The following is a 23,245-nucleotide window of genomic DNA, read 5'->3' as shown; positions in this document are numbered from 1 at the left end:
GATTGTATGACATGAGTGGCAATGTTTGGGAGTGGTGCGAAGACGATTGGCATGATAGCTATGCTGGAGCGCCGGATGATGGCACGGCGTGGATTGATAATGATAATCGTTCTCAGTCTGGAAAATGTCTGCGCGGCGGTTCTTGGAGCTACTTCCCTTGTTTCTGTCGTTCTGCCATCCGCGGCAGGGACTACCCCGTCAACCACTACAGCAACAGCGGTTTTCGGGTTGCGTGTGTCTCCCCAGGACTTTAACCCTTTGCTCTTTTGCCTTTTTGCCCTTTTTTACTTTTTTCTTTTTTTCTCTCTTTCCCGCCTAGCGGCGGGTCGATTTTTTTTGAGATCTTCTAGGGTGCGTTCTGGGCAGCTTTTGCCTTTTTGGGAGCAGTTTAATCTAAATTGCGATGGGTGAGGCTGTGCCAACACATTCTACATTCTACCAAATTTTTGAGGGCGATCGCTAACTTAAACAGAGGGACGTACCACCCGAATCAACTTTCCCTGTAAGGATTCCTCTATCCTTACCGCCTCATCAACCTGTGCTGTAAACTGTTGCCAATTACGATTATTCGTACAAACCACAATCCCGAAATGCTGATCGTCACGACGATGCAAACGGATAAAATCAATTCTATTGATCGTCAAAATGGCTCGCTCTTGACTGACAGCAAACGCCAACACCTGCTCGTCAGGTATCCGTTGATTAGCATTTCCCGCTTCTTGCACCGTCAAAACATCATGGCCCAAATTTCTCAACAATTCCACAACCGGCAAGGGAAACTGCTCATCTGCATAAAAACGTGCCATCCCCTAAACTGCCTCATTCTGCTCAATGAGTAAATCAATCTCCTCTTCATGAGCTGCCGCATATACCCAAGCATTGGCTAAATCCGTAGCCTTAATAGTCGGATAACTTGTTAATAAATCAGCATCACTATAACCAAGACGACGAGCTTCTACTAACACCCAAACTGGAATTCTTGTATTGGCAATGCAGGCTTGTCCGCCGCAAACTTTAGGCGTTTTCTCAATTCCCTGCCAATTACCACCAAGACTTTGAGCGAGTAACTGGATTACCTGCACTTTTTCGCTAGGTTTGAGGGCAAGAAGTTGCTCTTCTAACTCTTTGATGATCACAGGCTTAAATCCCCATACAGTTTGGGCCAATTATCCTTAATCATTTTACTAGAAAATTTGGGTTTAAAAACTCCCACTTAAGGCAAATCGTGGAGCGAATGCAACAAAACCCGATTCCCCCCAATGCTCCTAGATTTACACGGGATATCTTACATGAACGCCGTTGATACAAATATCCTATTATTTTTCTTAATTTAATTATTCGTGGGAAGTTTCCATCAAATCCAGAGCAAATAGCAAAGCTTGTTTAATTTTACGCATATTTTCCTCGGTAAGTTCGCCCAGTTTTCGTTCCAGTCTCACCGATGAAATAGAACCTAATCCTTGTATATTTGCTACCGAACCTGTTCGTAGAAACCTCACCGCAGACAATTCCACCTCGTAGTTAGTACCCCGATTTTGTGTGGTTATAGGGATGTAGAGAACTAAGGCCCTTGGTGGGTTGGGGTCAAGACGAGATACTATTACAACAGGTCGCGTTTTGGCAGCCAGTCCTAAATCAACTAGCCACACTTCACCGGGTTTCGGGTTCGTCAATTATATCTAATACCTCCTGCTCAACCAATCTAGAACGGAGAAGTTCTAACGCGTCTTGGTCTGCTAATTCGATAATCTCGACAAGATAACGTCGCACCTGTTCAACAGTTGCCGGTTGCCATTGACGCAGTTTAATTTCCAGTTCTTGAATCAGGGCATCCATATTTTAGTTTTGAAAGCATTTATTATCAGGATAACATGGGTCTAAGTAAAAGGAAAATCGTCAAAGTAATGATCGATATCAATCGGGAACCACTCCCCGTCTAATACCTGTTCGAGGGAGAAAGGAGGCTCGACAGGAATCGCGTCGCCAGTGACGGTTTTCGCTTGTATTAGGGTTTTCCGAGCGTTCGAGTAGGCTTTTTGAAAATAATCCCGCGCGTGGTTGGTGAGAGTAGTGGTTTCTAGCCACTCTCCTAGTTGAGTTCGGAAACTGGCAATTTCTCCTACCCAGTGACAGACGTTGCGTTCTCGCTCCCGTTCCGATTTGTGATAAGCTAACTTAAACAGGTGTTCGATAAGCTGGGTTAATAAACTTTCTACAGCCTGTCTGTCACTTTTCCCCATGCACTCCACTTCCTCGATCAGATTTTCCCAGTCCACGTCATCAAACTTTTTTAGCTTTAAAAGTTCGGCGGTTTTGGAAGCCCAAAGAACAAAATCCTGATCGTATAATGCTTTCATTGATAAAGCTGTTTCTACTGCCATAGTTTCGTTCCAACTCCTAATAAAACTATTTCTTTAGCTTAACTTTAACTAGCGCAAACCCTTTTAACTTTTTTATCTTTTACTAAATATTATAACTCGATCTGATCAGACGTTATACAATAAATCTTGTCCCTCGATCGCATTGTCCCATGACTACCCCCTTCACTGCCGCAGAAATTGCCTCAGAAGGCATCAAACCCGAAGAATACGAAGACATAGTCAAAAGACTGGGAAGACACCCCAACAAAGCCGAATTAGGAATGTTTGGCGTGATGTGGTCAGAACACTGCTGTTATAAAAACTCCCGGCCGCTCCTCAAACAATTCCCCACCACCGGCGAAAAAATTCTCGTCGGACCGGGGGAAAATGCCGGAGTAGTGGATTTAGGCGATGGATTGCGATTAGCCTTTAAAATCGAGTCCCATAATCATCCTTCTGCGGTGGAACCCTTTCAAGGTGCCGCTACCGGAGTCGGAGGCATCCTGCGGGATATTTTTACCATGGGGGCGCGTCCCATTGCTATCCTCAACTCCCTCCGTTTTGGTAACTTGGAAGATGCCCGCAATCGTCGCATTTTTGCCGGAGTCGTGGAAGGGATAAGTCATTATGGCAATAGTGTGGGCGTTGCCACGGTGGGCGGTGAGATATACTTCGATAATGCCTACAATGGCAATCCTCTGGTTAATGCCATGGCTTTAGGGCTAATGGAAACCGAAGAAATCGTCAAATCTGGGGCAAAAGGCCTGGGAAATCCGGTTTTATACGTTGGTTCTACCACCGGCCGCGACGGTATGGGAGGGGCGAGTTTTGCCAGCGCCGAATTAACCGATAAATCTATGGATGACCGGCCCGCGGTGCAAGTGGGCGACCCTTTTCTGGAAAAATCCCTGATAGAAGCTTGTTTAGAGGCATTTAAGACCGGCGCGGTGGTGGCGGCCCAGGATATGGGGGCCGCAGGGATCACCTGTTCTACTTCCGAGATGGCGGCCAAGGGAGGGGTGGGAATTGAATTAGACCTCGATAAAATCCCCGTCCGGGAAACCGGGATGGTTCCCTACGAATATCTGCTATCGGAATCCCAAGAAAGAATGTTATTTGTGGCAGCATCGGGACGAGAAGGCGAATTAATCGAGATTTTCCATCGTTGGGGACTTCAGGCTGTGGTCGCTGGCACTGTTATCGCTGAACCGATCGTCCGTATATTATTTAAAGGGGAAATTGCCGCCGAAATTCCTGCCACGGCCCTAGCGGATAACACTCCGATTTATCATCGGGAATTACTAACAGAACCGCCAGAATACGCCCAAAAAGCTCAATTATGGCAAGATAGCACGATTCCTATTCCCGAATCCTATAACGAGATTTTATTAAAACTGCTCGATAGTCCCTCGATTGCCTCAAAACGCTGGGTTTATCGTCAATATGATCATCAAGTCCAGAATAACACCGTTATTCTCCCCGGGGGAGCCGATGCGGCCGTGATTCGCGTGCGTCCTCTGGGTGCTAATCCCGCAAATTCTCGGCGCGGTGTAGCGGCGACTACAGATTGTAATCCGCGATACGTTTATCTTGATCCCTATAACGGGGCTAAGTTGGCCGTGGCAGAAGCGGCCAGAAACCTTAGCTGTGTTGGTGCTGACCCTATTGCTGTCACGGATAATCTCAATTTCGGCAGTCCAGAGAATTCAATCGGTTATTGGCAATTAGCCACTGCTTGTCAGGGTATTGCCGAAGCTTGTCGGGAAATGAATACACCAGTGACTGGGGGTAATGTCTCTTTGTACAACGAAACCGTTGATGCAGCTGGCAGCCCCCAGTCTATTTATCCGACTCCCGTGATTGGGATGGTGGGATTAGTGCCGGATATAGGGCAAATTTGCGGTCAAGGTTGGCAAAAAACGGGGGATTTAATCTATCTTTTGGGTTTTTCCTTGCCAACTATCGGCGCTTCCGAATATTTAGCCGTTATTCACGGTTTGGTGACGGGAAAACCGCCGGTAATTGATTTTGAATTAGAAAGAAAGGTACAAGCGGCCTGTCGTCGGGGAATTCGCGCCGGTTGGGTGAAATCTGCCCACGATTGCGCGGAGGGAGGTTTAGCCATTGCTTTGGCAGAATGCTGTATTAGTGGCCAATTAGGGGCGGAAATTGACCTTTCTTGGCACAATCAAGGCCGTTTTGACGCGGTGTTATTCGGGGAATTAGCTAGTTGCATTATCGTCTCCGTTTCCTCCGAAAATCAGCAAGATTGGGAAGAATATCTAAAGACACAATTAGGAGACTATTGGCAAATAACCGGCAAAGTTAGCGAAAAAAGCGATAATCTTCGGATTTTTGACCGGGATAAACAACCGGCGATCGATGTTAGTCTAGAAACTATACAGCAAGTTTGGTCAAAAGCGATCGAAAGAAGGCTTTAGGGAAGGAAACAGGAGTCGGTCGTCAGGAGTGGGGAAATAGGGAAATGGGGAAATGGGGAAATGGGGAAATGGGGAAATGGGGAAATGGGGAAATGGGGAAATGGGGAAATGGGGAAATGGGGAAATGGGGAAATGGGGAATTTCAGCTAAAACCCTAACACCCTAAAACCCCAAAACCCCAAAACCCTAACACCCCAAAACCCTAACGCCCCAAAACCCTAACACCCAACACCTGATAACTGGATAACTGTTCCCAAATCCCCTTAAATAAGGTGTTAAAAATAGATTAAGATAAGTTAAGATTTTGTATCGAAAGTAGCCCCAAACCCCAGTCCTCTCATGTTTAGCCATCCCGACTCATCCCTATCCCTGAACCGCGTCGATAAGCCTGAAGAAGCCTGTGGAGTTTTTGGACTCTATGCCCCTGAGGAAGAAGTAGCAAAACTGACCTATTTTGGACTCTATGCCCTGCAACACCGAGGACAGGAATCGGCAGGTATTGCCACCTACGACGGGGAAACGGTGCATTGTTACAAAGAAATGGGCTTAGTTTCCCAAGTTTTTAGCGAAACTGTCCTTAAAACCTTGCCCGGTACTCACGCCGTCGGTCATACTCGTTACTCTACCACCGGTTCTAGCCGTCGCGCCAATGCCCAACCTGCCGTGATCGAAACCCGTTTAGGTAAACTTTCCCTAGCACATAATGGCAATTTAGTCAATACTTTTGAGTTAAGAAATGTATTAGAAAAGCGCGGTTGTGATTTCGGCACCACCACCGACTCGGAAATGATTGCCGTCGCTATCGGCCAGGAAGTGGATAGTGGCAAGGATTGGATACAAGCGGCGATCGATGCCTTTAGCTATTGTAGCGGGGCTTACAGCCTTGTTATCGGCACACCGACGGGAATTATCGGGGTGCGGGATCCCAATGGTGTCAGACCGTTAGTAATTGGGGTTTTGCAAGAAGAAGGCAATCCCCCCCGTTATGTTTTAGCTTCGGAAACCTGCGGATTAGATATTATCGGGGCTGATTATCTGCGGGATGTGCAGCCGGGGGAATTAGTTTGGATTAGTGAAGATGGCTTATCTTCAGTGGATTGGGCCATGAAACCGGAGAAAAAATTATGCGTTTTCGAGATGATTTATTTTGCTCGTCCCGATAGCATTGTTCACGAGGAATCTTTATATACTTATCGGGTACGTTTGGGGGAACAATTAGCCAAAGAGTCGCCGGTAGAAGCGGATATGGTGATGGGAGTTCCCGATTCTGGTATTCCAGCTGCGATCGGATTTTCGCGCATTTCTGATATTCCCTACGCGGAAGGATTGATTAAAAATCGTTATGTGGGACGGACTTTTATTCAACCAACCCAACACATGAGAGAGTCGGGAATTAAGATGAAATTGAATCCTTTAAAGGATGTTTTACAGGGAAAAAGAGTTATTATTGTTGATGATTCGATCGTGCGGGGAACCACTAGCCGGAAATTAGTTAAAGCTTTACGCGATGCTGGTGCAAGAGAAGTTCACATGAGAATATCTTCTCCTCCGGTGACTCATCCTTGTTTTTATGGCATTGATACGGATAACCAAGAGCAATTAATTGCGGCAACTAAATCGGTGGCGGAAATTCAGGCACAAATCGGGGTGGATAGTTTAGCTTATCTCAGTCATGATGCCATGTTAACAGCAACGAAGGAAGACCCGAAAACCTTCTGTACTGCCTGTTTTAATGGTGATTATCCGATTCCTGTACCCGATAATGTTAAGCGCTCGAAGTTGATCTTAGAAAAAGTTAAATAGGGTTTGCTGAATAAATCTAAAAACCTTGTTGGATAAGGTTTTTAGACTTTTTTTCCCTCAAAAAGTCCCTTATCGGTAAAACCCCAACCCCCAACCCCCAACCCCCAACCCCCAACCCCCACCGAAAAACTTTTTGCCGCAAACCCTACTTAAATCCTCTGAAAACAATCGGCAATTTCCTGGGGAGTTAAAAGAGAATTAGGATAACTGGAAAGTTGTCCTAATTTTTGTGCTAATAAAACTGCTTGGGGTGGAGTTAGATAGGTTTTGGCTAAGAGAGCGGTTTGATGATAAGCTTGCCGGATTGGGGCATCTAAAAGGATAGTTCCTTGACCCATAATAATTACTCTTTCGGCGTATTCTGGCATTAAATAGAGGTGATGGGTGATAACAATCACCGTTTTGCCCATCTGGTGTAATTGACGACTCACCTCTAAAATTGCCTTAGCCCCTTGGTAATCTTGGCCGGTGGTCGGTTCATCAAACACAACTATGCGCGGTTCCATGGCTAAAATTGCCGCAATCACTACCCGCGCTCGATCGCCTTTCGGTAAGGAGAGAGGATGATAGGATCGATATTCTAGCAATCCCATGGCTTCTAGACTTGCTTTCGTGCGTTGGGTAACGATTTCTGGAGGATAACCGAGATTAGTCGGGGCAAATGATACTTCTTTCTCGACAGTGGTGTTAAAAATCTGATTATCGGGATTTTGGGCTACATAACCGATCAAACGGGCTAAATCACTGACAGAAAAGCTATCGGTCGCAACGCGCTCGCTACGCGAGATCGAACGTCCATCAATCATAACTTGACCGGTGGTCGCCGAGAGAAGATTGAGAAAATGCTTGACTAAAGTGCTTTTTCCCGCCCCATTTTGACCGATAATCAGCAAATATTCCCCTTCGGCAATATCGAGGGACACATCCCGCAAAGCGGTAGTACCATCGGGATAGGTATGGCAGAGATTTTTTACCCTCAGTATGGGGTTTAAGGGGTCAGAAACCGACGATAAGGGAGGGGTTGGGGTTATCTGATGGTAAAAGGATTTAAGCTCGTTTAAACGGGCAAAACCGCGGTCTAGGGTGACAGGAATTGATTCGATCTCGCGTAGCGAGCGCGTTGCGAGCGCCCCGATGTTTTGCTCGATCAAAGCAAAAGTAGTGGCCACTTGCGGGGGACGCAGGGCATTTTCCTGTAAACGTTGTACTTGGGAGTAGATCTCTGCTGGGGTTCCCATAGCTTCGATCGCACCTTCCCTTAATAGTACAAGGCGATCGGCATATTCGGCCATTTCCTCGGCCGCGTGGGAGACCATGACAATAGTGACACCGAGATGGCGATTTAATTCCTTAATGGTGGCGAAAACTTCTTGGGATCCCACCGGATCCAGTTGGGAGGTGGGTTCATCGAGAATTAACAAAGCGGGCTGAACTGCGAGGGCAGCGGCGATCGCTAATCGTTGTTTTTGTCCTCCCGATAGTTCCCCCGGCGATTTTTTTTCCATTCCCTCTAACCGGACTGCTGCTAAAACTTTGGGAATGCGCGCTTTAATTTCCTCTCGCGGTAGCCGTAAATTTTCTAAGGTAAAAGCGATTTCATTTTCTATAGAAGTGGCTAAAAGTTGCGTTTCGGGATCTTCAAATACTGCCCCCACATAGCGGGCCAAGGTGCTAACCGGATGGGTTAAAGTGTCTAAACCTGCTACTGTTGCATAACCAAAAAAACGCCCTCCGTAAAATTGGGGGACAATACCGTTAAGAGTTAAACAGAGAGTAGTTTTTCCCGCACCTGTGGGCCCGATAATACCTAAAAATTCTCCTCGATGAATTGCTAAAGAGATATTTTTCAGCACAAGATTGGAGGATTCGGGATAAATATAGGAAACTTTCTCTAATTGGGCGATGATTTCCATTATCGGTGGGGAATAGAAGACGGGAGTGGGGTAGATAGGGAGATGTTTTTATGGAAAATTTGAATTAGGGACGCTTCTATTTTTCGCTACCTCGATCGATGAACTTGATTATCACACAGGTGGCCCACTACTCTGTCAATTTTAAAACTATCAGAAGATTTAAGCTAAGACGTATTTAAAGGCTGCATCTCATTTTTGTAAATCTACTGAGTTGGGATTTTTAAAGGGAAACTATCTTCTAAAATTGGTCATTGCTTCCGATTTTACCACTCAATCCAAGCCTTTGGGGGGTTCTACCCCCCAAACCCCGGAGCGCATTAGTTTTTCGGTGGGATGCTTACAGGCAGCTGCTGATACATTTGTCATCATTTAAGAGTCACTGATAATTGCTGATTTTCGGTATTTCTGCAATTGTACCAGTTACCCCTCACCCGCTCGCAGAAAAACTTAATATTTTTACTCTTGACAAATTTGCTTTAAGGTGCTAACAAAATCAGGGTAAGAAATGCCGGCCGCTTCAGCGCGATGGATAGTGGTGGGTTGACGGGAATTGAGGGCAGCGATCGCTAGACTCATAGCAATGCGATGATCGGTAAAACTGTCCACTTCCGTGCCGAATAGGCCTGTACCGCCGGTAATCTCTAAACCATCGGGTAATTCCCTTACTTTTGCCCCTAGGCGATCGAGTTGGGTGGCCATCACCGTCAGGCGATCGCTTTCCTTCACCCGTAATTCCTCGGCATCCTTGATAATTGTCGTTCCTTGGGCAAAAACCGCCGCTACTGCCAAAATCGGAATTTCATCGATCAGACGGGGTATAATCTCACCGGCGATCGTGGTTGCCTGTAGTGGACTGGATTTCACCCGCAGATCCGCCACCGGTTCCCCCGTCACCACCCGTGGATTTTCGAGGGTGATATCTGCTCCCATTGCCTGTAAAACCTGTAAAACTCCAGTTCTAGTCGGGTTTATGCCCACATTTTCGATTAATAACTCGGAATTAGGCACAATTGCCCCCGCTACCAACCAAAAGGCTGCCGAACTGATATCCCCCGGTACAATCACCGTTTGTCCGGTTAAAGTGGGATAACCCGTCACCGTGACGCTATTAGTCTCCCCATCCACCTCAATATTTGCCCCAAAAGCGCGCAGCATCCGTTCACTGTGATCGCGAGATAAAGCGGGTTCCGTGATCGTGGTTTTCCCCTCCGTTAACAGTCCTGCGAGGAGAAGACAGGATTTCACCTGTGCAGAAGCAACGGGAGAATAGTAGTGGATCGGTTGCAGAGATTGCCCAGAAACGGCTAAAGGTGCTAAAGAATTGGCTTTTCTGCCCCAAATTTCCGCCCCCATTTCCCTTAGGGGTTTCACCACCCTGGACATGGGACGCGAGCGCAGGGAAGCATCACCGGTAACGACAAAAAAACGGTCCCGATGACCGGCCAATAATCCTAACATTAAGCGGATCGTCGTGCCGGAATTGCCCGCATCGAGGATTTCTAGGGGTTCCTCAAGATTGCCTAAACCCCTACCTTTGACGATCACTTTCTCGCTGTTGAGTTGGGAAATTTCCACACCCATGCAGCGAAAACAACTAGCGGTACTGCGGGGATCTTCGCCCAATAATAACCCATGAATGACGGTTTCACCTTCGGCGATCGCTCCTAACATCAGGGAGCGATGGGATATAGATTTATCGCCGGGGATAGTGATTTTTCCCCGTAATCCCGTGATTTTGGCTGGATCGATGACTAAATCTTGATGGGATTGAAGGGGGTTAAGGGTGACAATAGACATGATCGTTAGGCAGATGAAGACAAGCTCGATCTATTTTCCCCCTTTACCTCGCCCTTTCCTTGTCAAGTTATGTAAAGAATATTAAGCTAGAAGCATTCAGTCGTCAGTTTTTTGTTATGCCCACTACTGCCCAAGAAGTTTATAATCAAGTGGTCTGTCACTTGTCATCTGGGGAACGTTTGCGATTGGCCACAATCATTCTCAATCAACTTGTCGGCCAACAACAACAAGTATCGATCGATCAAAATGATACGTGGACTGAGGAGGATCAGATCGATCTTGTCAATTTTTCCCTAAACTATGCGGCCAAAACTTTCTCTGATGTGGAGGGGGGTTAATTGGTGACGTTTTCCCCTGGAGATGTGGTGACAGTTGATTTTCCCGGTGTGACAGGAATTAAGCGCCGTCCTGCTGTGGTTTTGTCATCAGAGACTTACCACTCTCTTCGACCTGATGTAATAGTTGGACTGATCACAACTCAGTCAAAAGTGCTAGGAATTACTGATTATGCGCTTCAGGATTGGGTCTGGGCCGGGTTACGGGTCGCTTCGATATTTCGTTGTTTTATCGTAACTTTGCCACCATCTGCAAATTTAGCTGTGATTGGACATTTATCAGAGCGTGACTGGCAAGGAATCAAGGCTTGTGTTAGAATTTCCCTCGCAAGTTTAGATGAAACAAAACCATAGAGGTAAGTCGCCTCATTTAACCCACCCGACAACTTAAATTTATGTCTCGTCGTCAACTTTTGAGTTTTTTAATTGCAGTAATTCTGGCATTTTTTGCCTTTATTCCCGATGCTAACGCTTTAGGTGGTTCCCAACCCCCTTTAAACCAACTGGCACCCGATTTTACCCTACCGACTAACACGGGAGAAGGCAATATTTCCCTATCGGATTATCGGGGTAAATGGGTAGTTTTATATTTTTATCCCAAGGATTTTACCCCGGGCTGTACCCTAGAAGCGCGGCGTTTTCAGCAGGATTTGCCGAAATATATGGCTAAAAATACGCAAATTTTAGGGGTAAGTGCCGATGATGTCGATTCTCATGCGGAATTTTGTGACTCGGAGGGTTTAAAATTTCCCTTACTAGCAGATACTACTGGAGATGTTAGTAAAGCTTATGGTTCTTGGATGGGTTATGTTTCCCTGCGTCATACCTATCTTATAGATACCCAAGGGATTTTAAAAGAGATTTATTTAGGGGTAAATCCTGCCATTCACAGTGCCGAAGTTTTAGCACGTTTAGAGGAATTACAGGCGAATTCATAAAAAAAATCCCGACCACGATTTTTTCATCGGTGGGGGATTAACAACCTTAACCGAGATAATCAGGACTAATTGCAATCATCGTCCTTATCACCCTTACAGTCACGGTTTTGTAAAATTAGCGGCGAAGAGGAACGGTCAAAATGGTTATCTTGACTATTAACCGCTAAAGTGTGAGGAATTGAACCTAACAGCAAGGAGACCACAACAAACAAGGTTAACGAGATTTTCATGGCTTTACTCCCTTAAACACCATCAGGTAATTGACCTATTTTTAGCATAGGGCTTTCCTTCTAGGATGTCAGTCCCATTGCCAAGACGGAGAAAGGGGTTAACATGGAAAAAAAGAGAATATAAGTAGAATAAAGTAGAACCGGATGAAACCACAGGGATGGGACGAGTTTCTTAAACATCTAGCTAGAGAATACGGTGTTCAAGGCAAGTTAAAGGAGATTTTTTTAGTTCGTTTTGCCTACGAAAATTGGCGTAAACCGGATGAGGAAATTTGGGAAATGGCTGAGGCCGCCAGCCATGAAACCTATAAAAAACAAATGACTAAAATCTATAGCTATTTCTCGGCAGATAAAGATAATGGCTGTCCCGAACTAGAATTAGGTAGTAAAGGACCGGGTAAGTTCCAAATCCTCCGAGAATGGTTCAAAGATATCAAATATCCTCAATGGAAAAATCACCCCACTCCGATAGTAGCAGAAAAATCAGTTACAGATACTTATATTAGCCGCCCTCCCGTCGAAAGCGACTGTTATCAAGAAATTAATCGTCCGGGGTCACTTATTCGCATTAAAGCTCCCGAAAAGACCGGTAAAACTTCTCTCCTTAAACATCTGCTCGCTCAGGCAGATAGTTGGGGACACAGCACAGTTTATATTAATTGTCAAGTGGCAGAAAAGGCGATGTTTGCCAGTTTAGACCGATTTTGTCGCTGGTTTTCGGCAAATGTCAGCCGAGAATTGGGTTTAAAGCCTCAATTAGATGAATATTGGGATGAGGAACTATTTGGCAGTTTAATCAGTTGTCAAACCTATTTTCAGTCCTATCTTTTGGAACAGATTAACGGGCCTCTTTTTTTGGCCCTAGATAATTTAGACAGAATTTTCGAGTATCCCGACATCGCTAGGGATTTTCTGCCACTTTTGCGCTGTTGGCACGAAGAAGCTAATAATTTGGAAATCTGGCAAAATTTGCGGTTAGCGATTGCTAATTCCACGGAAATCTATATTCAATTGGACGCTAATCAATCTCCCTTTAATGTCGGTCGCGCGATTAAATTACCCGGTTTTAGTCTCGAACAACTGGAAAACTTGGCCAGTAGCTACGGATTGCCTAAAAATGAGGATAATCAGCGTTTTATCGGGGATTTAATTGCCTTAGTCTCTGGTCATCCCTATCTTAGTCGTTTGGCCCTGGAAGCGCGGGTGCGCGGGGAAAAAAATATTCTCCCTAATGCTGCTACCCAAGGGGGAATTTATGCGGCACACTTGCGTCATCACTGGGATAGTCTGCAAAAACAGCCGGAATTATTGACAGCGATGGGGGAAGTGGTTAATTCTCCCGATAAGAGAGCGCGATTAGAACCGATTACTGCCTATAAACTGGAAAGTATGGGTTTAATTCAGTTAAAAGGCGATCTAGCCCAGCCTAGCTGTCAATTATATCAGCTTTACTTCCGAGAAGAACAGACCGGCAGCGGTCTCTAGTAGATAATTAGACATCAATAAGCATCGGGTGCGATTAAAGATTGTTCAACTTGCTAAAGATTGTAGTTCGGAAGTGCCATAAACTCTAACATTAACAGAAAATTGCCGATTTTAATCTTGTCCTAACCGAGCAAAATTGACAATTGAATCTGTAATTTTAAAAATATCTATCCCGTCAATCTCATCTAACCGCAAATGCTCAAAATTTTAGTTGATGGTACACCGATAAGACAAAATCCTAGTGGAATTGGATTATATGCTTATCACCTGATTGCCGAATTAGCTAAATTACAAAACCAAGAAAACTTTTCCCTGTCCCTCTGTTTTCAACCGTCGGTAAAAAATTGGCTGCGGGGTAATCTTTCTATACCCGAAAAACTGCAATCCTATCCAGAGGTTAAATGTTTACCAATTCCCGTCAGTCTTAGCAATATCTTAACCCGATTTCCTAATCCTCTAATTCCCTATCTAGAAAACTTTCTTGATTCTCCCGATATTCTCCACGGATTGGATCATGTGGTGTATCCTTGTGGTCAGAGTCGTAAAGTTATGACTATTCATGATGTTACTTTTATTAAATATCCTGAGTTTGTCACGGGGATTGTCAAAACCTACACCCAACGCATTAAACAATCTCTACAATGGACAGATTTAGTCATTGCTAACTCTGCAAGTACCAAACGAGATATTGTTGAATATTTAGATGTGAACCCAGAGAAAATTTTTGTTACTCCCCTCGCAAGTCGTTATTCTTCTCCCCTAAATCTTCCCTCATCTCTAACTATCACTAAACCCTATTTACTCTTTGTTAGTACCCTAGAACCCAGAAAAAATATTATTAATCTTATCGATGCTTTTAACTATCTCAAGGACAGGTATAAATTAGACCATAATCTGATTCTGATTGGCAAAAAAGGATGGAAGTATCAACCAATTTTCGATAAAATATCTCAGTCTCCCTTTCGAGATAGTATCCAACATCTTGATTATCTTGCTGATGACTTAGTTGCGGATTATTATCAAACAGCCGATGTTTTTGTCTATCCTTCTTTTTACGAAGGTTTTGGATTACCGGTTTTAGAAGCGATGACTTTAGGTTGTCCGGTGGTAACTGCTAATACTGCATCCTTACCCGAAGTCACCGGAGACTCGGCAATATTAATTAATCCCGATAATCCCCTGGAAATTGCCGCGGCAATCTATCAGGTGATTAGTGATACCTCTCTCCGTCAAGACTTAATCACGAAAGGAAAAAAACAAGCAGCAAAATTCTCTTGGCAAAAAACCGCACAAGCTACTATAAAAGCTTATCATTCTCTTTTATAATAACTGGCAAATATCTATGAATAAAAATAAACAATTATTAATCAATCTCGCTTTTCTAGGTACTAAATATACTGGGTTGACTACCTATACTAAAAATCTCATTCCCCAATTAGCCAACTTAAATCCTACCCTAATCACTTCTAATAGTTACCCAGATTTTAACACCTATCCTGTCTCGGCAAACCTCACCCAAGAACAGGGAACCAAAGGCAATATTAAGCGCTTAATTTGGACAGAAACCCAACTCTATCAAACCTATCAACAATTGAAATCTTCCCTGCTATTTACCCCCATTCCCGAAGCACCTATTTATCGAAATTGCCGCTATATTGTCACAGTTCATGATTTAATTCCCCTGCGATTCCCGAAATTTTCTCCCCTAACTTTTTATAATAAATACTATTTACCCCAAGTCCTGAAAAAAGCCACACATATTATCGCTGTTTCCCAAGCAACTGCCTCGGATATTAATAATTTTTTTAACATACCTCTTGACAAAATAACCGTGATTCTTTCTGGATATGATTCTCATAATTTTCGTCCTCTAAATCTGGCGACTCGTCCCTATTTTCTCTATCTTGGTCGTTATGATCCTCATAAAAATCTCGGTCGTTTAATTACTGCTTTTTCCCAAATCGATCCCGAATATCAATTATTAATTGTCGGTCAATTTGACCCGCGTTTTACCCCGGCTCTACAGCAACAGGTAGAAGCATTATCAATCTCTCAACGAGTGCAATTTTTAAACTATGTTTCCTATACAGAATTGCCGCAACTTTTAAACCAAGCAACTGCTTTAGTTTATCCCTCCCTTTGGGAAGGTTTCGGATTACCTGTACTAGAAGCGATCGCCTGTGGAACTCCTGTAATTACTTCTAATCTTTCTTCTCTCCCAGAAGTCACAGGAGATGCGGCAATTTTAATTAATCCCTATAGCATTGATGAGATGAGAGAGGCAATGCAGCAAATCGCTAAAAATAACCAATTGCGCTTAAATTTAAAATCTCTTAGTCACCGACGCGCCGAGCTTTTTAGTTGGGAAAAAACTGGACAAGAAACCGCCACAATTCTGCAAAGTTTTCTATAAAAATGGTGACAAAAAAAATTATCAATCATTGTAGCCATTCTTCGGGAATTTGAGCAACTTTTTCTTGACCAGTAGGTTGATGAATAGGTTTTCCTAAAGGACGAATTTTGAGATTTCCTTGCAAATAAGCGGCGATTCTTTCCCTGGCAATTTTCACATATTCTGCTTCTTTTTCACTTCCCATCCCTCGACGATTGTGCATAATACTAGCAATCAGAGAAGTTCCAACCCCGGCAAAAGGATCGAAAACCCAATCCCCCTCATTTGTCAAGGCTAAAACACATCTTTCTACTAATTCAATTGGATATTGACAAGGATGAATAGTTTTTTCTGGATGATTAGATTTAACGTTAGGAATATCCCACAGTAACTCATCCCAATCTTGTGCTAAAAACTCCCAAACATCGCTGGGATTTTTCCCTAAAGGATTACCAGAAGGTTTACCGATATTCTTGCCTTTAAAATGGCGCTTACCAGGGTATTTAGCGGGGATTCTCACCGGATCAAGATTAAAGGTATATTGATCGGTTTTTGTCAACCACAAAATAGTTTCATACCTGCCAGAAAATCTTTTAGAAGTATGTAATCCATGACCAAAATGCCAGACAATTCTATTTCTTAAAAAGAAACCCATTTGTTTAAATAGCTGATAATAAAAAATATCTAAAGGATAAACTTCACCCTCTTGAACGAAATTTCCCACCTGCCAGCAAATACTGCCATTATCTTGCAAGATTCTAGAGAATTCTCCCAGAATTTTGGTTTGGGTTTCCAGATAAGTATCCAAAGAGATTTTTTTTTCGTAGTCTTTTCCTAAATTGTAGGGAGGAGAAGTAATAATCAAGCTCACAGAATTATCTGGTATAGTCTTAATAAAATTATTGCTATCTCCTTGATAAAGAATTATTTCAGCATCAGGTTGATAAAAGTCTCGCACTGATTTTGATTGAGAAAATAAGGGCAACTGATTCATAGACAATTTAGCAGAGAATATCCACTTTTAATTATATAATTTTCTGTACTAAAAATCGCAAAGATTTCGGGCTGTGTAAACTGGACGTTTTACAATCTACCACCGCAGTTATTCAGTAAGCCCTAAGTATTCTGATTTATAGTACAATTGGGATACTCCCCATTTTACACCCAATATTCAAGAGAGCCGTTTTTTTTAACAATTAATGTCATCTGTAGCCAGCAAAGATATAACAAAAATTCTACTTTTTTAGATAAAAATCGGGAAGAAATAGTCAGTGTTTTTCCTATTCTTCCCTTAACTCAGATTAGCTTAAACCCGGGACGCACTCGCCTAATTCCACTGTAAAAGGTTGCCAAGGACGAGGATCGATTACTTTTGTTGGCAAAGCATGGGATGTTAATAATTCTTGAAAAGATTCGGGACTACCCCCAGCACTTAACACCGCCATCAATAAACCTTTAAACTCAATATCACCACCGGCAGCCGTAGAAATAATATATTGGGGATGCAAGCGTTGACAGACTGCTAAAGCGCTTTCTTGTCCTTTGATTACCGGTCCGAGGAAAGGTATTTTTAAGTCAATCAAAGGAGTGATAATTACATCGATTTTACCCAAAGAATCGAGGGTAGGAGAGTGATATCCGTGGGGTTCGTAATAGATAGTTTGATTGGTCGCTAATTCCTTGATAATATAGCCATTTTCCACCAGAGTCGGCCCTACTGGAGAACCGGGGACAGCAGTAATTTTGATCGCATTGTCAAAGATATAACTAGAACCGTGGGTTAAAGGGATGGGATGGGTATAATTGAGGGATTTAACGACTTTTTCGGCATTCGGAGAAGCTACCACGGGAATTTGGCGATCGAGTACCTGTAAAGTAGGAGGATGAGCATGATCTTCTAAACCTTGGGAGAGAAGAATCAGATCGATATTTTCAGGAATGGCATGATTAGCGGTTTTTTTGCCCTCAAATAGCCAAGTTAAATTACCAAAAGTCAGGGAACCTACCAACCAAGGATCGAGAAGCAGGCGTTTTCCCCCGATTTCGATTAACCAAGAATTACTATCAAGCCAAGTTAACTGCATATAAGAAGAATGGGGATTTTCTTAATTTAATTTAACATTAGCATTAATTTTTCTGGGGTTGGGGGTTTTTCAGTCATCAGTGAATGCCATTGATAGCAGTTATCTTAATGGTGAGGTACGAAGTCTCTGGTTTTAGGGAACAGGCAACAGTAGTTGGTCGTCTGGGGATGATACCAAATTAGGTTACACTTCATCTTTAGGAGAAACGCTGTAACACTCCTCACTCAATGCTGGTCACTGAAAACCCAAATCTGATTACTGATCACTGATTACTGATCACTGATCACTGATCAGTCAAGGCTTAAGAAATAGGGAAAGTTTAGCTATCTTAGGGAAAGTAGGCGCTAAAAGGGGAGGAAGAACGCATCAGCCGAGACTGAATTTCTATGACTAAACGTACCTTCGGTGTTATCGGACTAGCTGTCATGGGAGAAAATCTCGCTCTCAATGTGGAGAGTCGGGGTTTTCCCATCGCTGTTTACAATCGCACCGCCAGCAAAACTAAAGAATTTATGGAAACTCGCGCCGTCGGCAAGGATGTCAAGGCGGCCTATAGTTTAGAAGAATTTGTCCAAATTTTAGAGCGTCCCCGCAAAATTCTGGTCATGGTAAAAGCTGGCCCGCCGGTGGATGCCGTGATTGAACAATTAAAACCCCTTCTCGAAGAAGGAGATATGATTATCGATGGCGGTAACTCCCTCTACGAGGACACAGAAAGACGCACCCGCGACCTAGAATCGACCACTAAACTCGGTTTTGTCGGTATGGGGGTCAGTGGTGGCGAAGAAGGCGCTCTGCACGGTCCTTCCCTGATGCCGGGGGGTACAGAGTTCGCCTATCGGGAATTAGAGCCGATTTTAACCAAAATTGCCGCCCAAGTCGATGATGGTCCCTGTGTTACCTATGTGGGATCTGGTGGTGCGGGCCATTATGTGAAAATGGTTCACAATGGCATCGAGTACGGCGATATGCAGTTAATTGCGGAAGCCTACGATGTGCTGAAAAATGGTCTAGGACTAAGCAATCAGCAGTTACAGGAAACTTTCGCCGAGTGGAATCGCACCGATGAGCTTAATTCTTATTTAATTGAAATTACCGCCGATATCTTTAAGTATGTTGACCCGGAAACCGGTCATCATTTGGTAGATTTAATCTTGGATTCGGCGGGACAAAAGGGAACCGGACGCTGGACCGTGTTAAGTTCCTTGGAGTTGGGGGTGTCAATTCCGACTATTTATGCTGCGGTTAATGCTCGCGTTATGTCCGCTTATAAGGATGAACGGGTGGCAGCCGCAAAAGAGTTACCCGGACCCGGGGAAACCTATCCGGGGGATGCGGCACTATTTGTGGATAAAGTGCGTGATGCTCTTTACTGCTCGAAAATGTGTTCCTATGCCCAGGGTATGGCTTTAATCGCTAAAGCTTCTCAGGAGTTTAACTATAATATCAGTCTGCCGGAATCGGCCCGGATTTGGAAGGGCGGCTGTATTATTCGCGCCGGTTTTTTGGATAAAATTCGCAAAGCTTTTGCGGAAAATCCGGGGCTGCCGAATTTGTTGTTAGCACCGGAATTTAAGCAAAGTATCCTCGATCGCCAAGAAGCATGGCGTGAGGTGTTAGTCTTGGCTAATAAGTTGGGAATTCCCGTCCCGGCTTTTAGTTCTTCTTTGGACTATTTTGATAGTTATCGTCGGGCCAATTTACCGCAAAATCTCACCCAAGCACAACGGGATTATTTTGGCGCTCATACCTATGAACGTACCGATAAACCCAGAGGTGAGTTTTTCCATACGGAATGGATGACTGAATTGTAAAGCTATCTAATATTTTCTCCCCTTTTTGTTTCTCGTAAAAAGGGGGGATTTTTTTCGATATTTTGCTGATTAAGAGTTAACTATCGGTCAAGAAATTTCGATAACCCTTGAGCAAATTGTTCGGCAGTCAAGCTCCAACCTCGGTTGACAGGGACTAAAAGAGCGCCGGTGCTGAGAAGTAACCCCATGGTTGCCAATCGCTTCTAGGTGTTGAGCAGTGCCATAACCCTTGTGACGAGCGAGTCCATAATCGGGATAGCGTCTGTCCCAACGAATAATTAAGTCATCGCGCCAGACTTTCGCCACAATACTAGCCGCGGCAATTACCGGGGATTGTTGATCTCCCTGAATTACCGCCTTTTGGGGGATTGACAAATCTTTAATAATGTGCTTACCATCGACCCAGCAGAGACTGGGGGAAAGGGGTAATTTCCCGATAGCTCGGCTCATCGCCAGTAGGGAGGCATGAAAAATATTCAAGCGATCGATCTCTTTCACGGTAGCATAACCGATGCGACAAACAAAATCCCGTTGTATTTGCTGGCTCAACTTTTGCCGTTTTTGGGGGCTAAGTTGCTTACTATCCTTCACCCCCAACTCCCACAGCCGCGCAAAACCAGAGGGGACAGTGACCACTACCGCCGCCACCACGGGGCCAAATAAAGCCCCGCGCCCCACTTCATCGACACCGGCAATTAAGGGTTCTGCGCTCATTACGGCTCGGCAGTGGCGGAGGAACGACGACGACGACGACGCAGCACCGCGGTTTCAGGCTCTATTTGTGGCTCCTCTGTCACCTCGGTGCTCACCGGGGTCTCTAAAGGAATGAATTCGCCGAGAAAAACTGGAGTTTCGGTCGTAATCGGTTCGGGCGTAAAAGTCACTGGTGGACTAGCTTCTTGGTTGATTTCCTGACTAACTTCGCTAGTGGTGGAACGACGACGACGGCGCACCAAGGAACGATTTTCGGCTTCCTCGCTGGTTTCCGTCGCCTCTACTGGGGTAGCGGCGGCTGTGTCCTCGACTTCTAGGGTGGGAGTCAAGGATATTTCAGGAGTGGCAAGCATTTCTGGGTTTTCCGCCTCCCTTTCCCCTGCCAGTTTCACGGAAACAATCACCGATTTCGGGTCTTTAAACTCCTTATCCACCAGAATCAGGGGAGAAATGCCCATTAAAGAATAAACTTCCTGTTCTACCGGGGTCATTTCCACGGAAACCCGCTCCCGTTCGCTGACGGGGATATTTTTGACGGCGCTGGCATCTTCTCCCCGTTTCGAGAGACGGGCGGGGCGTTCTCGTTTTTCCTCAAAGCGTTGGGGTTCTAATTCCGGCTCGATTTCGTTGTTAACACCGTTAGTAGAGGCTTTTTCGCCCCGTTCCTCTTTTAGTAACAGTTCCGAGGGACGACGACGACGGCGACGGCGAGAATTATTAACCTGTTCTTGATAGTTGGGATGGAAGGAAAGATCCATCCCTTGGGCGTTTTCTTCGGCCTCAAATTCGGAGAAAACTTCTAGATAGGGTTCGGCCGCCGCAACGCTAGGAGCGCTCTTATCGGGTAGAACTTTTGTATTAGTCGGAGCAACGATAAAGGTTTCTTTTTCCGCGCGGCTAAGGGTGGGGGTTTCTAGGGCGATGGCATTGCCCTCTCCGGGTAGATGGGCTAAATGGCCCAGTCCGCCGCAATGGTCACAGGTTTTGCCGAATAATTCATAAATGTTTTTCCCCTGACGCTTACGAGTTAATTCCACTAACCCCAATTCCGATAATTGGGCAATCTGGGGCCGGGCCTTATCGCTTTTCAGGGCCTTATTAAACAATTCCAGCAGTTTCAACTGGTCGCGACGGGAATCCATATCGATGAAGTCCACCACCACCACACCGCCGATATTTCTCAAGCGCAGTTGTCGGGCGATTTCTGTGGCGGCCTCGCTATTAGTCCAGAGTACGGTTTCTCGGGCCGTGGCCGAACGGGTAAAGGAACCGGAGTTAACATCAATTACCGTTAAAGCTTCCGTCGGTTCGATGATAATGTAGCCGCCGGAGGGTAAATCAACCCGGGGTTTGAGGGCCTCGCGAATGGCGGCGTTAACCCGGAAATAGTCGAGAATTGGCTGGGTTTCCCGATGGGAGTCGATATAAACCCCTTCGAGAGCTTTGCCGCCGCCCCAGTTCGTCAATTGCTGTTTAACTCGTTTTACCGCCACCGGGTTATCCACAACAATGCGATTGACATCGGCACTGTACATATCCCGCAAAACCCTTTGAATAAAGTCATCATCGCGGTTAAGCAGGGCCGGGGCCCGGCTGCTGACGGCCATCTGTTGGATGCTCTCCCACTGTTTTTGCAGAAATTCCAAATCCTCGATAATCGCTTCTTCCGCTTTGCCTTCGGCCTCGGTGCGTACCAGCAACCCCATCCCCGCCGGTTTGACCAAAATCCCTAAAGCTCGTAAACGGGAGCGCTCGTCTTCACTGCGGATGCGACGGGAAAGATTCACCCCGCGACCATTGGGCATCAATACCAGATAACGACCGGGGAGAGTGACATTTCCCGTTAGCCGCGGTCCCTTGTTGCCGGTGGGTTCCTTCATTACCTGTACCAGCACTTTTTGCTGGGGGGCCAGTAATTCCGTGATAGCACCGGCGGTTTTTTTCAGTCTTAAGGGGCCCAGGTCGGTGACATGAATAAAGCCATTGCGTTCCGCATCGCCAATATTCACAAAGGCTGCATCTATCCCGGGGATGACGTTTTCTACTAATCCTAGATAGATGTCCCCCACCTGCTGATTACCTGTGGCTACAACTAATTCCTGAATTTGATCTTCCCAAAAAACAGCCGCTATATGGTGTTGTTCGGCTATGATTATTTGTTTTGGCATTCAATTTCCTCAATCTTTCGGTTTCAAAAGCGACGGACCATGGGCTATTTGTCTATGCTTTGAGGCTACTTCTGGAAATCTGGTCTTGTTAAGAAAGTTCTAAGAAGATGAGTCCGCATCGTTAAAGCCTCATCTTGATGTTCATCTGCCTCTCAGACGTGGGAACTGAGTCTTGGTTTCAGTTGTTAAGTCTGTTTGGCAAGTGCCGGCTTGACCCACAATTAGGTAAGCACAGCCAGGAGACGAGATTTTCAATTAATCCCTGAGTCTTGCTCGATAACAGCATTTTTTATCCGTTTCCGCCAGTTCTGTCTATCAGAATCTAGGAAAAAAGGAGTTTTTGAGTTACTCCCCTCGGCAACAGGTTTCTGTGGAAGGGAAAATAGCGCACTTTTCGATTTTCCAAAAACCACGATTCTTTTAAGAAATGCTTTAATCGAGTCTTATAGACGACTATAACTCACTCGGTCACTCTCTGACAATACGATAAGTAGGGTTTGCGGCAAAAAGTTTCTCGTGGGTGTAGGGTGTGGGGTGTAGGTGTAGGGTGCGGGGTTTTAACCATTTTCAGGCTGACTTTTTAGGCTAAAATTCCCTTTTTATCCCCTTTTTGCTTTCTAAAGAATTAATCAACTGGCTAGTCTAGTTAGGATTATCGAAAATTTGGGTTAAAACCCCGTCCTTTGAGGACGGCTTTAAGCTAAAATGGAAAAAGCGATAACCAAGCTAAAAACTGAACCTTGACCACAGATAGTAGGGGGTTTCGTTCAG

At 44.8% G+C, this 23,245-nt stretch carries 22 protein-coding genes; 11 read left to right on the top strand and 11 right to left on the bottom strand.

Annotation, left to right across the window (positions count from 1 at the left end; translation table 11 throughout):
* Window positions 1–254 (top strand): formylglycine-generating enzyme family protein (locus EWV84_RS17070; protein WP_287078962.1); only part of this gene is annotated, 254 nt, incomplete at its 5' end.
* A gap of 210 nt (window positions 255–464) precedes the next feature.
* On the opposite strand, the gene EWV84_RS17065 is transcribed toward EWV84_RS17070, so the two are convergent.
* The 5 genes from EWV84_RS17065 to EWV84_RS17045 form a co-directional block, all read right to left on the bottom strand.
* Entirely contained in the window at window positions 465–806 is a 342-nt protein-coding gene (locus EWV84_RS17065) for a DUF5615 family PIN-like protein (protein ID WP_287078961.1), read from the bottom strand.
* Between the two features lie 3 nt (window positions 807–809).
* On the bottom strand, window positions 810–1,136 hold the full coding sequence (locus EWV84_RS17060; protein WP_286827064.1) for a DUF433 domain-containing protein: 327 nt from the start codon (window positions 1,134–1,136) through the stop codon (window positions 810–812).
* Window positions 1,137–1,334: 198 nt separating this feature from the next.
* The gene (locus tag EWV84_RS17055; RefSeq protein ID WP_158198876.1) at window positions 1,335–1,673 is read right to left on the bottom strand and encodes a type II toxin-antitoxin system PemK/MazF family toxin; all 339 of its coding nucleotides are present in this window, start codon (window positions 1,671–1,673) and stop codon (window positions 1,335–1,337) included.
* Entirely contained in the window at window positions 1,651–1,836 is a 186-nt protein-coding gene (locus EWV84_RS17050; RefSeq protein WP_159291351.1) for a hypothetical protein, read from the bottom strand. Before EWV84_RS17050 ends, EWV84_RS17055 begins: the two co-directional genes overlap by 23 nt.
* A gap of 41 nt (window positions 1,837–1,877) precedes the next feature.
* The gene (locus tag EWV84_RS17045; protein ID WP_287078960.1) at window positions 1,878–2,381 is read right to left on the bottom strand and encodes a DUF29 domain-containing protein; all 504 of its coding nucleotides are present in this window, start codon (window positions 2,379–2,381) and stop codon (window positions 1,878–1,880) included.
* A gap of 149 nt (window positions 2,382–2,530) precedes the next feature.
* Between EWV84_RS17045 and purL the strand changes: the two genes are divergently transcribed.
* From purL to purF, 3 genes are all read left to right on the top strand, one after another.
* Entirely contained in the window at window positions 2,531–4,801 is a 2,271-nt protein-coding gene (gene purL, locus EWV84_RS17040; RefSeq protein ID WP_287078959.1) for a phosphoribosylformylglycinamidine synthase subunit PurL, read from the top strand.
* The gene (locus EWV84_RS17035; RefSeq protein WP_287078958.1) at window positions 4,771–4,959 is read left to right on the top strand and encodes a hypothetical protein; all 189 of its coding nucleotides are present in this window, start codon (window positions 4,771–4,773) and stop codon (window positions 4,957–4,959) included. The genes purL and EWV84_RS17035 overlap by 31 nt, the downstream gene beginning before the upstream one ends.
* A gap of 181 nt (window positions 4,960–5,140) precedes the next feature.
* Complete coding sequence (purF, locus tag EWV84_RS17030; RefSeq protein WP_286827068.1) at window positions 5,141–6,604, top strand: amidophosphoribosyltransferase; 1,464 nt, start codon at window positions 5,141–5,143, stop codon at window positions 6,602–6,604.
* Between the two features lie 149 nt (window positions 6,605–6,753).
* Here the strand turns inward: purF and EWV84_RS17025 are convergent, their stop codons facing one another.
* Together EWV84_RS17025 and aroA are read right to left on the bottom strand one after the other, a co-directional pair.
* Entirely contained in the window at window positions 6,754–8,517 is a 1,764-nt protein-coding gene (locus EWV84_RS17025) for an ABC transporter ATP-binding protein (RefSeq protein ID WP_287078957.1), read from the bottom strand.
* A gap of 456 nt (window positions 8,518–8,973) precedes the next feature.
* Entirely contained in the window at window positions 8,974–10,314 is a 1,341-nt protein-coding gene (gene aroA / locus EWV84_RS17020; RefSeq protein ID WP_287078956.1) for a 3-phosphoshikimate 1-carboxyvinyltransferase, read from the bottom strand.
* 116 nt (window positions 10,315–10,430) lie between these two features.
* Here aroA and EWV84_RS17015 point away from each other — a divergent pair, with 116 nt between their 5' ends.
* The 6 genes from EWV84_RS17015 to EWV84_RS16990 all read left to right on the top strand — a co-directional run bounded on the left by EWV84_RS17015 (window position 10,431) and on the right by EWV84_RS16990 (window position 15,715).
* Window positions 10,431–10,652, top strand: a complete 222-nt coding sequence (locus EWV84_RS17015; protein ID WP_287078955.1) for a hypothetical protein — start codon at window positions 10,431–10,433, stop codon at window positions 10,650–10,652.
* Between the two features lie 3 nt (window positions 10,653–10,655).
* On the top strand, window positions 10,656–11,003 hold the full coding sequence (locus tag EWV84_RS17010) for a type II toxin-antitoxin system PemK/MazF family toxin (RefSeq protein WP_287078963.1): 348 nt from the start codon (window positions 10,656–10,658) through the stop codon (window positions 11,001–11,003).
* A gap of 41 nt (window positions 11,004–11,044) precedes the next feature.
* On the top strand, window positions 11,045–11,587 hold the full coding sequence (locus EWV84_RS17005; RefSeq protein WP_287078954.1) for a peroxiredoxin: 543 nt from the start codon (window positions 11,045–11,047) through the stop codon (window positions 11,585–11,587).
* Window positions 11,588–11,961: 374 nt separating this feature from the next.
* Complete coding sequence (locus tag EWV84_RS17000) at window positions 11,962–13,302, top strand: AAA-like domain-containing protein (protein WP_287078953.1); 1,341 nt, start codon at window positions 11,962–11,964, stop codon at window positions 13,300–13,302.
* A gap of 195 nt (window positions 13,303–13,497) precedes the next feature.
* Window positions 13,498–14,628: a glycosyltransferase family 4 protein gene (locus EWV84_RS16995; RefSeq protein ID WP_287078952.1), complete on the top strand. Its 1,131-nt coding sequence runs from the start codon at window positions 13,498–13,500 to the stop codon at window positions 14,626–14,628.
* A 16-nt stretch (window positions 14,629–14,644) separates the two neighbouring features.
* Window positions 14,645–15,715 carry a glycosyltransferase family 4 protein gene (locus tag EWV84_RS16990; RefSeq protein WP_287078951.1) on the top strand — a complete coding sequence of 357 codons (1,071 nt, stop codon included), beginning with the start codon at window positions 14,645–14,647 and terminating at the stop codon, window positions 15,713–15,715.
* A 25-nt stretch (window positions 15,716–15,740) separates the two neighbouring features.
* On the opposite strand, the gene EWV84_RS16985 is transcribed toward EWV84_RS16990, so the two are convergent.
* A complete protein-coding gene (locus EWV84_RS16985) occupies window positions 15,741–16,688 on the bottom strand; it encodes a DNA-methyltransferase (protein ID WP_287078950.1) in 948 nt (315 codons plus the stop codon).
* 307 nt (window positions 16,689–16,995) lie between these two features.
* Window positions 16,996–17,778 (bottom strand): MBL fold metallo-hydrolase, encoded by a 783-nt coding sequence (locus EWV84_RS16980; protein WP_287078949.1) that lies wholly within the window; start codon window positions 17,776–17,778, stop codon window positions 16,996–16,998.
* 386 nt (window positions 17,779–18,164) lie between these two features.
* On the opposite strand from EWV84_RS16980, the gene gnd reads away from it, so the two are divergent.
* A complete protein-coding gene (gnd, locus tag EWV84_RS16975) occupies window positions 18,165–19,592 on the top strand; it encodes a decarboxylating NADP(+)-dependent phosphogluconate dehydrogenase (RefSeq protein ID WP_287078948.1) in 1,428 nt (475 codons plus the stop codon).
* A gap of 87 nt (window positions 19,593–19,679) precedes the next feature.
* Here the strand turns inward: gnd and EWV84_RS16970 are convergent, their stop codons facing one another.
* Window positions 19,680–20,306, bottom strand: a complete 627-nt coding sequence (locus EWV84_RS16970; protein WP_287078947.1) for a ribonuclease HII — start codon at window positions 20,304–20,306, stop codon at window positions 19,680–19,682.
* Window positions 20,306–22,474, bottom strand: coding sequence for a ribonuclease E (gene rne / locus EWV84_RS16965; RefSeq protein ID WP_287078946.1), 2,169 nt, complete (start codon window positions 22,472–22,474; stop codon window positions 20,306–20,308). The genes EWV84_RS16970 and rne overlap by 1 nt, the downstream gene beginning before the upstream one ends.
* Between the last annotated feature and the right edge of the window lie 771 nt (window positions 22,475–23,245).

Source organism: Microcystis sp. M_QC_C_20170808_M3Col, from assembly GCF_007095505.1.
Lineage (GTDB): Bacteria > Cyanobacteriota > Cyanobacteriia > Cyanobacteriales > Microcystaceae > Microcystis.
This window is presented reverse-complemented; position numbering and strand designations above follow the sequence as displayed.